Annotated in this window: 14 protein-coding genes and 1 other RNA gene; 10 read left to right on the top strand and 5 right to left on the bottom strand. The window is 54.5% G+C overall.

The annotated features are described in order from the left end of the window. The first annotated feature begins 4 nt into the window (after positions 1-4). Positions 5-703 carry an IclR family transcriptional regulator gene (locus tag CRO19_RS12765; RefSeq protein ID WP_097096139.1) on the top strand — a complete coding sequence of 233 codons (699 nt, stop codon included), beginning with the start codon at positions 5-7 and terminating at the stop codon, positions 701-703. On the opposite strand, the gene CRO19_RS12770 is transcribed toward CRO19_RS12765, so the two are convergent. Further along, the gene (locus CRO19_RS12770; protein ID WP_097096140.1) at positions 690-1997 is read right to left on the bottom strand and encodes an MFS transporter; all 1308 of its coding nucleotides are present in this window, start codon (positions 1995-1997) and stop codon (positions 690-692) included. The two genes, CRO19_RS12765 and CRO19_RS12770, sit on opposite strands and share 14 nt — an antisense overlap. A 216-nt stretch (positions 1998-2213) precedes the next feature. Here CRO19_RS12770 and CRO19_RS12775 point away from each other — a divergent pair, with 216 nt between their 5' ends. Next, positions 2214-2942, top strand: coding sequence for an oxidative stress defense protein (locus CRO19_RS12775; protein ID WP_097096141.1), 729 nt, complete (start codon positions 2214-2216; stop codon positions 2940-2942). 38 nt (positions 2943-2980) lie between these two features. Here the strand turns inward: CRO19_RS12775 and CRO19_RS12780 are convergent, their stop codons facing one another. Next, entirely contained in the window at positions 2981-3886 is a 906-nt protein-coding gene (locus CRO19_RS12780) for a LysR family transcriptional regulator ArgP (RefSeq protein ID WP_097096142.1), read from the bottom strand. A 180-nt stretch (positions 3887-4066) separates the two neighbouring features. Between CRO19_RS12780 and rpiA the strand changes: the two genes are divergently transcribed. After that, complete coding sequence (rpiA, locus tag CRO19_RS12785) at positions 4067-4726, top strand: ribose-5-phosphate isomerase RpiA (protein ID WP_097096143.1); 660 nt, start codon at positions 4067-4069, stop codon at positions 4724-4726. Between the two features lie 279 nt (positions 4727-5005). Further along, on the top strand, positions 5006-6244 hold the full coding sequence (serA, locus tag CRO19_RS12790; RefSeq protein WP_097096144.1) for a phosphoglycerate dehydrogenase: 1239 nt from the start codon (positions 5006-5008) through the stop codon (positions 6242-6244). A 38-nt stretch (positions 6245-6282) separates the two neighbouring features. On the opposite strand, the gene CRO19_RS12795 is transcribed toward serA, so the two are convergent. From CRO19_RS12795 to zapA, 3 genes are all read right to left on the bottom strand, one after another. Next, positions 6283-6879: a 5-formyltetrahydrofolate cyclo-ligase gene (locus tag CRO19_RS12795; RefSeq protein WP_097096145.1), complete on the bottom strand. Its 597-nt coding sequence runs from the start codon at positions 6877-6879 to the stop codon at positions 6283-6285. An 80-nt stretch (positions 6880-6959) separates the two neighbouring features. Beyond that, a non-coding RNA gene (gene ssrS / locus CRO19_RS12800) (6S RNA) lies at positions 6960-7143 on the bottom strand. A gap of 39 nt (positions 7144-7182) precedes the next feature. Then, a complete protein-coding gene (gene zapA, locus CRO19_RS12805; RefSeq protein WP_007890288.1) occupies positions 7183-7512 on the bottom strand; it encodes a cell division protein ZapA in 330 nt (109 codons plus the stop codon). A gap of 170 nt (positions 7513-7682) precedes the next feature. Here zapA and CRO19_RS12810 point away from each other — a divergent pair, with 170 nt between their 5' ends. The 6 genes from CRO19_RS12810 (at position 7683) to gcvH (ending at position 13965) form a co-directional block, all read left to right on the top strand. Continuing rightward, positions 7683-8264: a YecA/YgfB family protein gene (locus CRO19_RS12810; protein ID WP_097096146.1), complete on the top strand. Its 582-nt coding sequence runs from the start codon at positions 7683-7685 to the stop codon at positions 8262-8264. A 50-nt stretch (positions 8265-8314) separates the two neighbouring features. After that, positions 8315-9637, top strand: coding sequence for a Xaa-Pro aminopeptidase (pepP, locus tag CRO19_RS12815; protein WP_097096147.1), 1323 nt, complete (start codon positions 8315-8317; stop codon positions 9635-9637). Then, a complete protein-coding gene (gene ubiH, locus CRO19_RS12820; RefSeq protein ID WP_097096148.1) occupies positions 9634-10812 on the top strand; it encodes a 2-octaprenyl-6-methoxyphenyl hydroxylase in 1179 nt (392 codons plus the stop codon). The genes pepP and ubiH overlap by 4 nt, the downstream gene beginning before the upstream one ends. A 20-nt stretch (positions 10813-10832) precedes the next feature. Then, complete coding sequence (ubiI, locus tag CRO19_RS12825) at positions 10833-12035, top strand: FAD-dependent 2-octaprenylphenol hydroxylase (protein ID WP_097096149.1); 1203 nt, start codon at positions 10833-10835, stop codon at positions 12033-12035. Between the two features lie 422 nt (positions 12036-12457). Beyond that, positions 12458-13555 (top strand): glycine cleavage system aminomethyltransferase GcvT, encoded by a 1098-nt coding sequence (gene gcvT, locus CRO19_RS12830; protein ID WP_097096150.1) that lies wholly within the window; start codon positions 12458-12460, stop codon positions 13553-13555. 23 nt (positions 13556-13578) lie between these two features. After that, the gene (gcvH, locus tag CRO19_RS12835; protein ID WP_097096151.1) at positions 13579-13965 is read left to right on the top strand and encodes a glycine cleavage system protein GcvH; all 387 of its coding nucleotides are present in this window, start codon (positions 13579-13581) and stop codon (positions 13963-13965) included. The last annotated feature ends 52 nt before the right edge of the window (positions 13966-14017 follow it).

A 14017-nucleotide genomic window follows, 5' to 3' on the forward strand; every position in this document is an offset into this window, starting at 1 on the left:
ATCTATGTCTTCTCAACCCAACCAAAGCCTGATTGATGGTATTCGCTGCCTGCAATATCTGGTTTCCAGCGACAAAGCCGTAGGTTGTCGTGAATTGGCACGTCAGATGGGGATGAATAGCACGCGGGTTAATCGGCTGCTGATGACCATGGCTGCAATAGGTCTGACGACGCAGGATGAACATCGGCGTTATCTGCCTGGTCCTGGCATTCACGCGCTGGCGGCGCAGGCGATTCGCGGCTCTTCGCTGTTTGCGCAGGCTTTGCCACAGCTGGAACTTCACGCGCCGCGTGATATCGTGGTTGCCCTGGGCGTACTGTGGGAAGATCAGGTGATCTATATCTGGCACTCTGAGCCCGGCGAACGTACCAGCGCCAGTCAGGCGCTGGCTGGCTTTCGTATGCTGCCTGCCTGGCAATCGGTAATTGGCGTGTCGCTGCTGGCGGCTGAAAGTGATGAGGCGCTGCAACCGCGCTTTAGCGATGCGCAGTGGCAACAAATTGCTCCGCTGCTGGCGCGCAAGCGTGGTGAAGACCATCTGATTTGGCATCGTGATGACGGTGAAATCAGCATGGCGCAGCCAATCGATAACAATCGCGCGGCGCTGGCCTTTGCTAAAATCTGGCAGCCTGATGAGGCGCATCTCGCGGAGCGTCTGCAACAGCTGCAAACTCTGGCGCAGGTTTTGATTAGCCCGCACTAACATGGTCAATTTTCCCCACAATAAATAGATAGCTACCGATACCAATAGCGGCCAGCACGGCGATAAACGCCAAAGCTGGTGCGAAGTTGTCGCCATCAATCAAGGCGCCAATGGCAATTGGCACCACGATGGAAGAGAGCGCCCCCGTAAAGTTAAACACGCCGCCCGCCAGGCCAATCAAATGGCGCGGAGCCAGTGCGGTGACAAAAACCCAGGTGATGGTTGCCAAACCGTTGCCGAAGAATGCCAGCGACATAAACACAATGATCAGTGTCGAATCGTCGGTGTAATTGGCACCGAGGATGAAAAGCGTCAGGAACAGCCCGAGGATCACCGGTAACTTGCGTGCCACGCTGGTGGATACACCCCGTCGCATCATGCGATCTGAGGCAAATCCGGCCAGCAGCACACCGCAGAAAGCGGCGAAGTAGGGCACCGATGCCACATAGCCACTTTTGATGAACCCCATGTGGCGATACTCCACCAGATAGGTGGGAAACCAGGTGAGAAAGAACCAGAAGGTGGCGGAGATGGTGAATTGTCCAATATAGATGCCGACCAATTTGCGGCTGCGGAACATCTGCGCTAAATCACGCCAGCATGCTTTGGTGGGGTGATGGCCTTGCTCGCTCTGCAGTAGCGCGCCGTTATGGCGCAAGTAGTTCAGTTCTGCTGCGGAGACCCGTTTATGTTGATGTGGCTCGCGGTAAAGCCAATACCACAGCAGCGCCCAAACCATGCCCGCCAACCCGGTGATGAGAAACAGGCCGCGCCAGCCAAACGCATCCTGCACGTGGAACAGCAGCGGCGTCATACAGGCCAGCCCGACAAACTGTGCGGATGAGTAGATACCAATGGCGCTGGCGCGCTCGTGCTCCGGAAACCAGCTGGAAATCACCCGATTATTGGCGGGCATCACCGGTGCTTCAAACGCGCCGACACCCAAGCGCAGGCCAAACAGCGCGGCGAACGTGCTGGCAAAAGCATGCAGTAGGGTAATGAGCGACCAGACAAATAAGCCAACCCCGTAGACCAGGCGAGCTCCGAGACGATCGATGAGAAATCCTCCGGGAATCTGCAAGGCGGCATAGATCCAGCCGAAGGCGGAAAAGATTAACCCCATCTCCATCGGCGTGAAGCGTAATTCGCCAGCCATCTCAGTGGCGGCAACCGACAGATTGGTGCGGTCCATGTAGTTGATAATGATATTAATAAACACCAAACCCAGCATCAGAAAGCGGGTACGTCCTGCTCGCATGCTGGTAGCGGTTTGGCTAAGCGGTTGTTCAGTCATTATGCAACTCCCGAATGCCGAGTGTTTCTTTAATAGAAACGATTTAGTGGGATTTTGGCGAATCTGTTCACCAAACTTTGCGATCGCGGCGACGTTAAAACAGCAGATTGCCCGAACTTTTTGTCAATTCAAAACTCAGACCATCACGCATGGTAATGTGTTTTGGGTTTAGCCATAGTGGCGACCTGCAAATTGAATCCCTCAAGGAGGACTTTCGTGAAACTGAAAGCACTGGCGCTAGCCGCCGTAATGAGCACTGGCGCAATGTCCGGTGTAGTCCAGGCGGGTGAATTGCCAAATGGACCGCATGTGGTGACTTCTGGGCAAGCAAGTGTTGATGCCAAACCCGATATTGCGACGCTCGCTATTGTGGTTAATGTTTCCTCGAAAGACGCGGCGGAAGCAAAAAAACAAGCTGATGACCGCGTGGCGCAATACTTCGATTTCCTGCAAAAGAATGGTATTGAGAAAAAAGATATCGATGCGGCAAACCTGAGTACGCAGCCGGAGTACGACTACACCAAAGAGGGTAAGTCAGTACTGAAAGGTTATCGTGCTGAGCGTCAGGTCCAGGTGACGTTGCGTAAGCTAGATAAGCTGAACGAACTGCTGGATGGTGCGCTGAAATCGGGCCTGAATGAGATCCGTTCAGTGGAGTTGGGCGTGGCGAATCCGGACAGCTATAAAGAGCAGGCGCGTAAAGTGGCGATCGCCAATGCGACGCAGCAGGCAAATGCGCTGGCAGAAGGTTTCAACGCAAAATTGGGTTCGGTGTACAGCATTCGTTATCACGTTGCTAACTACCAGCCAATGCCGATGGCGCGCATGTATAAAGCCGCCGCCGCACCCGCAGACACCACCGCGCAGCAAACTTACGAGCAGCAGAGCATTCACTTCGACGATCAGGTGGATGTAGTATTCGAAATCAAACCGAATACGCCGTAACGCTTGATATCAGGTCGCCATTTATGGCGACCTGAACATTACACCGGCGAAACATCCTGACGCAGCACGCGATGACCATGCGCGATCAGCGCATCTGTTACGCTGCGCATCAAGCGACTTTCCGGAGCAAAACGGTGCCAATACAGCATCCGACGCTGGTACAAACCCGGCGTTAAATCCACCAGCTCACCTTGCGCCAGCTCGCGCTCAATTTGCAGATGCGGAATCATACAGCACACGGAACCCTGGCGGGCTAACTGCACAAAGGCTTCTGATGAGTTAACGATGTGGCAGGGCACGCTGCCCGGCGACAGGTCAAAGTTCTGCTGTAAAAATGCCTGATGCATATCATCCAGATGGTCGAATGCCACCGCCGGCGCTTTCAGTAACGCCGAGCGCGTAACGCCGTTTGGGAAATAGCGTGCGGCAAATTCTGGCGATGCGCAGAACAGATAATCCAATGCGCCCAGTTGATCCACCAAACAGCTTGGTAGCGGTTGCGGCTGAATACTCACTGCACCAACCACTTCACCGCGACGCAGACGTTCCTGGGTGCGGGTTTCATCTTCCACCTGCAAATTCAGACGCACAGGCGAATCGGCCAGCACATCTTTTAGCGCCGGCAGCAGCCAGGTTGCCAGACTGTCGGCGTTGACCGCCAGCGACAGCAGCAGTGGCGTTGTTCCGCCGTTATCGTCACCTAGCCACTCCTCTTCCAGTAGCTCAACCTGATGCAATAACGCCAGCAATTTTTGTCCCTGCTCGGTGGGACGCGGCGGTACGGTACGCACTAGCAGCGGCTGACCGAATAAATTCTCCAGCTGTTTAATACGCTGAGAAACCGCAGATTGCGTAATACAAAGTTTTTGTGCCGCGCGCTCAAAGCCGCGCTCACGAATCACAGCATCCAGCGCCTGAAGCGTTCGATAATCCGGGCGTTTCATTGTTGTTCTCTCTCGTTCAGGTGGACATTACTATGCCATAAAACTGTCAAATTGTGCTGCGGCGCTTTTTTGCGGGCTGGCTTCCAAAGACGTAAATCGGCGGTTTAACAGTCGCGCTTTTTTACGACGCCTTGTTTTATACTACGCACACTTCGATGTCGCACAGGTTTTAAACATACCATGACCCAGGATGAACTGAAAAAAGCGGTAGGTTGGGCAGCGCTAAAATACGTAGAGCCGGGCACGATTGTCGGTGTTGGTACAGGTTCAACCGCAGCGCATTTCATTGATGCGCTCGGCACCATCAAGAATCAGATTGAAGGCGCGGTTTCCAGCTCGGAAGCCTCAACCGAGAAACTGAAAGCCTTAGGCATCCATGTCTTCGATCTTAACGAGATTGATGAGCTGTCGGTTTACGTAGATGGTGCTGATGAAATCAACCCGCAGATGCAGATGATCAAAGGCGGTGGCGCCGCGCTAACCCGCGAGAAAATCGTCGCCGCAGTGGCGAAGAAATTTATCTGTATTGCGGATGCGTCGAAAGAAGTTGATGTACTGGGCCACTTCCCGCTGCCGGTTGAGGTCATTCCCATGGCGCGTTCCTTTGTGGCACGTGAACTGGTGAAGCTGGGCGGCTTGCCCGAGTATCGTCAGAACGTTATCACCGATAACGGCAACATTATTCTCGACGTACATAATCTGCGTATTCTTAATCCCATCGAGCTGGAAAAAACCATTAACGCGCTGCCAGGCGTGGTGACGGTTGGCCTGTTTGCCGCGCGCGGTGCCGATGTTGCGCTGATTGGCAGCGCTGAAGGCGTGAAAACCATCGTAAAATGATCTGTCCGGCGCAGGCAGTGCGCCGGTTATTTCCATGCGCAAAACATCTTTTCTCGCCAGGCTGAAATTTGGTGACTTATGTCACAAAAGGTTCATCAGCAGCAGGTTCGTACTCTGTCCTATAGAGATGCCATGATTTTGTACGGCTTTGTGCTGTCTACGCATGGGCGCGTGCTGGTCGCCAGGCAATCGTTTGTATTGCTGCGCACGAAATATTTGATATTTTGACAGAAGGCTACCTTATGGTAGTCCTCGTTGAATTCTGAATAGGGTCGGGAAATGGCAAAGGTATCACTGGAAAAAGACAAGATTAAGTTCCTGCTGGTGGAAGGCGTTCACCAGAGTGCGCTGGAAAACCTGCGTGCAGCAGGCTACACCAACATCGAGTTTCACAAAGGGGCGCTGGATGCGGAGTCGCTGAAATCCTCCATCCGCGATGCGCACTTCATTGGTATCCGTTCCCGCACCCAACTGACTGAAGAGATCTTTGCTGCCGCTGAAAAGCTGGTGGCTGTCGGCTGCTTCTGTATCGGTACTAATCAGGTTGATCTTGGCGCTGCGGCGAAACGCGGCGTACCGGTGTTCAACGCACCGTTCTCGAATACCCGTTCGGTTGCTGAGCTGGTGATTGGCGAAATGCTGCTGATGCTGCGCGGTATTCCGGAGGCGAACGCCAAAGCACACCGTGGTATCTGGAATAAAGTCGCTAACGGTTCCTACGAAGCGCGTGGCAAAAAACTGGGTATCATCGGCTATGGCCATATCGGCATGCAGCTGGGTGTGCTGGCCGAGAGCCTGGGTATGCACGTGTTCTTCTACGATATCGAAAGCAAACTGCCGCTGGGTAACGCTACGCAGGTTCGTCATCTCTCTGACTTGCTCAACATGAGCGATGTGGTCAGCCTGCACGTGCCAGAAACGCCATCGACGCAAAATATGATGGGTGCTGAAGAGCTGGCGCTAATGAAGCCCGGCTCGCTGCTGATCAACGCCGCGCGCGGAACCGTGATTGATATTCCCGCGTTGTGTAATGCGCTGGCAAACAAGCATCTGGCCGGTGCCGCTATTGACGTCTTCCCGGTTGAACCTGCCACCAACAGCGATCCTTTCAACTCTCCGCTGTGCGAGTTCGACAATGTGATTTTGACGCCGCACATTGGTGGTTCAACCCAGGAAGCGCAGGAAAATATCGGCTTAGAAGTGTCTGGCAAGCTGGCAAAGTACTCTGACAACGGCTCTACTTTGTCTGCAGTTAACTTCCCGGAAGTGTCATTGCCGATGCACGCAGCCAGCGTCAGCCGTCTGCTGCACATCCATGAAAACCGTCCGGGTGTATTGACGGCTATCAACCAGATTTTTGCTGAGCAGGGCATCAACATTGCTGCGCAGTATCTGCAAACCACACCGATAATGGGCTACGTGGTCATTGATATTGATGCGTCAGAAGATGTGGCGGATAAAGCGCTACAGGCGATGAAGGCCATTCCAGGCACCATTCGCGCTCGTCTGTTGTACTGATCGAACAGGGCGCCGTTGGCGCCCTTTGTTTTTTCTGCTTACGCTTCCCATTGCCACAGTTTAGATGGCGTCAATATTGCTGGCAGCGGGACATCCCATGCCGCGACGGGGAGTGCATCCACGCGCTGGCAATCATGCGCAATGCCCACCGGAAGAAAACCATGCTGCTGCCAGTTTTGCAGCGTGCGATCGTAGAATCCACCGCCCATCCCCAAACGTTGGCCCTGATGGTCAAACGCCACCAGCGGCACCAGCATTACATCTAATTGGTCCAGCGTGGCCAGTTGCGTGATATCTAACGGCGGTTCCGGAATGCGCAGTTTATTAGGCGTAAGGGTGGTTTCGGGCGTGTAGCGAATAAACAGCAGATTGCCTGGCGAGAAAGGGTGCAGCACCGGCAGATAAACCTGCTTTTTTTGCTGCCACAGTTTGGCGATCAGCGGTCGGGTATTGATTTCACCATCAACCGATAAAAACAGCGCGATGCGTTGGGCATTGGCGATCGGCGCAATATTAATGGCGTGTTCAGCCAGCTGATCGGCGGCCTGTTCCTGCTGCTCAGACGTGAGGTTGCGGCGCAAATGGCGCACATGTTGACGAATATCGTGACGGTCGAGAAGTGAGGGCGCTGGCATGGTATCTACATCCCCGGAATAATCGCTTTTTAAAAGCGATTATATCATGCGAACCGGGGAAACAGATTTACTACTGAAGGGAGATCTCCGAGATGCCGCCGCAGGCTGTAACCCTTGAACCCTTGGTTCAAGGTGAACATGCCGTCACAACTATTAGGCTTCTCGGACGGACCGAGCATGCGCACAAATTGTGGAGCGTCACATTCTGTTGGTATGAAATATCGGCTCAGGGGACTGGCCCGCTTGCAAACATCTCAGAGAAAATGTACTTCACCGTCACTCTAGCATGAGGACCATGAAGCTTTATTCAAAATTAGGGCCCTGGCGATCGGTTATGCGACCTTGCTCAACTAACGCTTGTTCAATGGTCTGTTGCAGCATGCGGATACGTTGTTCCATGTTTGCTGCATAGTCGCGCGTCTTACCTTTCTCTTGTGCCAACTCGTGGCAGATGTTTAACGCGGCGATGAACACCAGTTGCTCTGTATTGGTGACTCTAGTGCGAACTTTTAAATCTTGCAACCGTTGATTGAGATCCTCTGCGGCCAGATTCAGCGCATCTTGCTGTTCAGGCGGACAATTCACTCTCAATGAACGACCAAAAATTTGAATATCTACTGGTTGTGCAGACATGCCACCATCCTGACTGATTACTTCGATCGCATCTCCCTTACCGGTCAATGGGTTGGGAGGAGCGAAACTATATATACCCGAGTTATAACTTACAACCCCTTTTCTGGAAACCCAGAGGCACCTGGTGGTAGCATAACACGAACTTATTCTGTCAACGACGACCAAAGCTTATGTCTTTACCGAACGCATCGCCTAGTTACAACGCGCTGGCCGCGGCCCTTTCTCAGCAGGGCGTGGGTATGACGCCAGCCGAAATGCACGGACTTCTCTCTGGGATTCTGTGCGGCGGCAATCAGGATACCAGCTGGAAAACCATGGTTCACGATCTTACCAACGAAGGCATGGCGTTTTCACAAAGCCTGTCTCAGCCGTTGCAGGCGCTGCATGAAAGCCTGGCGAATACGCTGGAAGACGAAGGCTTTATGTTCCAGTTGATGTTGCCGGAAGATGATGACATCACGGTATTCGATCGCGCGGATGCGCTGGCCGGTTGGGTAAACCATTTCCTGCTCGGTTTAGGGGTTACACAACCTAAGCTGGAAAAAGTCACCGGCGAAACCGGTGAAGCCATCGACGATCTGCGCACCATCGCGCAACTTGGTTATGACGAAGACGAAGATCAGGAAGAGCTGGAGCAGTCGCTGGAAGAGGTGATTGAGTACGTGCGCGTAGCCGCTCTGCTGTGCCACGACACCTTCACACGTCAGCATCAGCCAACGGCACCCGAAGTGCAGAAACCGACGTTACACTAAGCGCGTCAATGCGGGTACGTTGTGGCCCGTTTTCAACAGGGAGTGCAAACATGATTACTCTGGATACGTTTCAACAGCGTCGTCAGGCGCTGATTGCCCGCATGGCGCCAGGCAGTGCCGCATTGATTTTTGCTGCACCTGAAGTGACGCGCAGCAACGATACCGAATATAACTTTCGTCAAAACAGTGATTTTTGGTATTTCACGGGCTTTAACGAACCGCAGGCGCTGCTGGTATTAATCAAAAGCGATGACACGCATAACCACAGCGTGTTGTTCAATCGTGTGCGCGATCTGACCGCCGAAATCTGGTTTGGTCGCCGTCTTGGTCAGGACGCCGCACCGGCTAAATTGGGTGTCGATCGCGCCTTGCCTTGGGATGACATCGGCGAGCAGCTGCATCAATTGCTGAATGGTTTGGACGTGGTGTACCACGCGCAGGGCGAATACGCTGAGGCGGATCAGCTGGTGTTTAGCGCGCTGGATAAATTGCGTCGCGGCTTCCGTCAAAACCTCAGTGCGCCGGATACGATCACCGACTGGCGTCCGTGGGTGCATGAGATGCGCCTGTTCAAAAGTGCGCAAGAGATTGAGATTCTGCGCCGTGCGGGCAAAATCAGCGCGCTGGCGCACACGCGAGCCATGCAGGCCTGTCGTCCTGGTATGTTCGAATATCAGCTGGAAGGTGAAATTCATCATGAATTCAATCGCCACGGCGCGCGTTTTCCCTCTTACAACACTATCGTTGGTTCTGGCGAAAACGGCTGCATTCTGCACTACACCGAAAACGAATCGGAAATGCGCGACGGCGATTTAGTGCTGATTGATGCTGGCTGCGAATTCCATGGCTACGCGGGTGATATCACCCGCACCTTCCCGGTCAACGGCACGTTTAGTGAGCCGCAGCGCGCCATCTACGACATCGTGCTCGCTTCGCTGTACAAAGCGTTGTCGATGTTCCGCCCGGGTATCAGCATCCATGACGTTAATGACGAAGTGGTGCGCATCATGATTACCGGCCTGGTCGATCTCGGCATTCTGGATGGCAATATCGATACGCTGTTTGAAGAGCAGGCGCACCGCCCGTTCTTTATGCACGGTTTGAGCCACTGGCTGGGGCTGGATGTGCACGACGTCGGCCATTACGGCACGCCAAGCCGCGACCGTATTCTTGAGCCGGGCATGGTGCTGACCGTTGAGCCTGGCTTGTATATCGCGCCAGATGCCAAAGTGCCGCCGCAATATCGTGGCATTGGTATTCGCATCGAAGATGACATCGTCATCACCGCGGACGGCAACGAAAATCTTACCGACAGCGTGGTGAAAGATGCTGACGCGATCGAAGCGCTGATGGCGGCGGCACGCCACGCATGAGTATTTTAATTGCCGGCGGCGGCATGACTGGTGCGACTCTGGCGCTGGCGATTTCTCACCTGACGCAAGGCCAGCTACCGGTCACCTTGATTGAGCGTAGCCAACCCGATAGCCGTGCGCATCCGGGCTTCGATGGCCGTGCCATTGCATTGGCGGCTGGCACTTGCCAGCAATTAGCCGATATCGACCTATGGCGTTCACTGGCGGATTGCGCCACTGCTATCACCGATATCCACGTCTCCGATCGCGGTCATACCGGCTTCGTCTCGCTCAAAGCGGACGATCATCAACTGCCTGCGCTCGGTCAGGTGGTGGAACTTTTTGATGTTGGGCAGCGCCTTTTTCAGCGTCTGAAAACGGCTCCCGGCGTTACGCTACGCTGTCCGGATCACGTCACTTCTGTGACACGCACGCCGGATAGCGTACAGGTTACGCTCAGCAGCGGCGAACAGCTGGATGGCGCATTATTAGTAGCCGCCGATGGCTCGCGTTCACCTTTGGGCGCCTCCTGCGGCATCACCTGGCAGCGCGATGATTATCAACAGTTGGCCGTTATCGCCAATGTTGCAACGCAATTGCCGCACCAGGGCCGCGCCTTCGAACGTTTTACCGAACATGGCCCGCTGGCGTTGCTGCCGATGTCCGGCAACCGTATGTCGCTGGTGTGGTGTCACCCGATTGCTGCGCAAGCAACCATTAAGCAATGGGACGAGGCGACTTTCCTGCAAGCGCTCCAGCGTGCGTTTGGCTGGCGATTGGGGCGTTTCACCCACGCCGGGCAACGCGAACATTATCCCCTGGCGCTGCAAACCGCCGAACGTCAGGTAACGCATCGGCTGGCGCTGGTGGGCAATGCGGCGCAGACGCTGCACCCGATCGCCGGACAAGGTTTCAATCTTGGCCTGCGCGATGTGATGTCACTGGCAGAGACGTTAGCAGGGGCGTGGCGTCAGCAGCACGATCCCGGCAGTTTTGCCGTATTGCAGCACTTTGCCGCGCGGCGTCAGCCCGATCGTGCCGCCACAATTGGCGTTACAGACGGTTTAGTCCGACTGTTTGCTAACCGCTATGCGCCGTTAGTAGCAGGACGAAATCTTGGGCTGGTGGCAATGGACCATCTGCCTTGGCTGCGAAACCCACTTGCCGCGCGCACGCTCGGCTGGGTGAAGCGTTAAGCACGAACTAAGGGGCAGCAATGCAAACTTTTGATGTGGCAATCGCCGGTGGCGGCATGGTGGGGTTGGCCCTCGCCTGCGGATTACAAGGTAGCGGCTTACGCGTTGCCGTGCTGGAAAAGGCACCTGAGCCACAATTTGATCCGGCGGCTAACGCGTCGATTCGCGTTTCTGCCATCAATGCTGCCAGCGAACGTCTGCTGCAAAAGCTTGACGTGTGGTCAAGCATTCTGGCCCTGCGTGCCAGCGCCTATCACGGTATGGAAGTGTGGGATCAGGACAGCTTCGGCTCGATCAGCTTTGATGATGAACAGCAGGGGCTATCGCATCTCGGCCATATTATCGAAAACGAAGTGATTCATAGCGCTTTGTGGCAGCGTGCCAGCAACAGCAGCGATATCACGCTGTTTGCGCCCGCGCAGTTGCAGCAGGTGGCCTTTGGCGATAACGAAGCCTTCATTACGTTGCAAGATGGCAGCATGATGAGCGCACGTTTGCTGGTTGCCGCTGACGGCGCAAATTCCTGGCTGCGTGATAAAGCCGATATCCCGCTCACCTTCTGGGATTATGAGCATCATGCATTAGTGGCCAATATCCGCACCGACATGCCGCATGATGCCATCGCGCGTCAGGTGTTTCATGGCGATGGCATTCTGGCGTTCCTGCCGATGCAGGATCCGCACCTGTGTTCAATTGTGTGGTCGCTCTCGCCGCAGGAAGCTACGCGCCTGCAATCCATGCCGCAAGCGCTGTTTAACCAACAGCTGTCGGTGGCGTTTGATATGCGCCTGGGCCTGTGTCAGGTCGAGAGTGAGCGCAGAACCTTCCCACTGACGGCACGTTATGCACGTAACTTCGCCGCGCACCGCTTGGCATTGGTGGGTGATGCAGCACACACCATTCATCCGCTGGCCGGACAGGGTGTGAATCTCGGCTTTATGGATGCCGCAGAATTGATTGGTGAGATCCGTCGACTGCATCAGGAAGGTAAAGACATTGGGCAGCATCTCTATTTGCGCCGCTATGAGCGCAGCCGCAAGCACAGTGCCGCGATGATGTTGGCGGGGATGCAAGGTTTCCGCGAGCTGTTTGCCGGCACGCATCCGGCGAAAAAACTGCTGCGTGATGTCGGTCTGAAGCTGGCCGATACTTTACCGGGCGTTAAACCCATGATGCTTAAACAGGCAATGGGGCTGAACGACTTGCCCAGCTGGATCCGCTAATTCACCTTGCTGACGGCGCCCAATTGGGCGCCGTTTTTGTCTATTGCACCGTAAAGATGCACCGCTGCACCGCGATCGCGCCTCGTTTGATTTATTCTAATTTTACCCCTTAATTCGCATTAGTTTATCTCATGCTGCATCAGTGTTGCCGCCATGCTCATCCTTAAGTTTGTGGTCCTGATTCACTCAGTTTGCTGCATGAAAGTAATTTAGTCGTATTTTGTGCGAGGCTAATCACAATAATGCAGTGATTTATGCTGTTCTGTGTTCGATGAGGTGTTGAAAAGTGCTAGGGTTTCACCCTCGTTTTGCTTATGGTTAATTGCCGCATTCGGTGATAACTTCAGCACAAAGAGAACGTTTGCGTCAGCCTGATAAGGCGACGCAGGCGCGTCACACTTACTTGTTTTCACAGGATGGTTATGACTCAGCAAACGCCTCTATTCGAACAGCATCAGGCATGCGGTGCCCGCATGGTGGACTTCCACGGTTGGATGATGCCGCTGCATTACGGCTCGCAAATGGATGAGCATCACGCGGTGCGCAACGATGCCGGCATGTTTGATGTTTCCCACATGACCATCGTCGATCTGCGCGGTGCACGTACCCGCGAGTTTCTGCGCTATCTATTGGCAAATGATGTCGCCAAATTGACTCAGCCCGGCAAAGCGCTTTACACCGGCATGTTGAATGCCTCGGCTGGCGTCATCGATGATTTGATTGTTTACTTTATGAGCGAAGATTTCTTCCGTCTGGTGGTTAACTCCGCCACGCGTGAGAAAGATTTGGCGTGGATTAAACAGCATGCGCAGCCGTTTGGCGTGGAATTGACTGAGCGTGACGATCTGGCGCTGATTGCGGTGCAAGGTCCGAATGCGCAGCAGAAAGCGCAAACGCTGTTTAGCGCCGCTCAGCGAGACGCCGTGACCGGCATGAAGCCGTTCTTCGGTGTACAAGCGGAAAACCTGTTCATCGCAACGACCGGTTACACCGGCGAAGCAGGCTACGAGATTGCCATGCCTGCCACTGAAGCCGCTGCTTTTTGGCAGCAGCTGTTGGCCGCAGGTGTTAAACCGGCGGGTTTAGGCGCGCGTGACACGCTGCGCCTGGAAGCGGGCATGAATCTGTATGGTCAGGAGATGGATGAAGGCGTTTCGCCGTTGGCTGCTAACATGGGCTGGACCATCAGCTGGGAGCCCGCCGATCGTGATTTTATTGGTCGTGATGCCCTGCAAGCGCAGCGCGAAAAAGGCACCGAAAAATTGGTTGGTTTAGTGATGACCGAAAAAGGGGTGCTGCGTAACGGTCTCACTGTGCGCTTCACCGATGAACAAGGCCAGCCGCAGCAGGGTATTATCACCAGTGGTTCCTTCTCGCCAACGCTGGGTTACAGCATTGCGCTGGCACGTGTGCCGGCGGGAATTGGCGAGCAGGCGATTGTGGAAATCCGCAATCGTGAAATGCCAGTAAAAGTCACTAAACCGATTTTTGTTCGCGCCGGTAAGCCGGTCGCCCAGTAATTTTTTTTCAGGAGAAATGGCCAATGAGCAATGTGCCAAGTGAATTGAAATACCGCGATAGCCACGAATGGGTCCGTAAAGAAGCTGACGGCACCTTCACGGTAGGTATCACCGAACACGCACAGGAACTGCTGGGCGATATGGTGTTTGTCGATCTGCCAGACGTCGGCGTCTCCTTCGCGGCCGGTGATGACTGCGCGGTCGCGGAGTCGGTGAAAGCCGCTTCTGACATCTATGCACCCTTAAGTGGTGAAATCGTCGCGGTGAATGATCAGCTAGGCGATTCGCCGGAACTGGTTAACAGCGCGCCGTACGCCGAGGGTTGGCTGTTCCGCATCAAAGCCAGCGACGAATCAGAGCTCGACTCCATGCTGGATGCCGATGCCTACAAAGCCGCGATTGACGAGTAACCGGTAGTGACAGAAGGTGACGCACAGCGGCGCCTTCTTTTTTTATCTGCTT

The organism is Candidatus Pantoea floridensis, assembly GCF_900215435.1.
GTDB classification, from domain to species: domain Bacteria; phylum Pseudomonadota; class Gammaproteobacteria; order Enterobacterales; family Enterobacteriaceae; genus Pantoea; species Pantoea floridensis.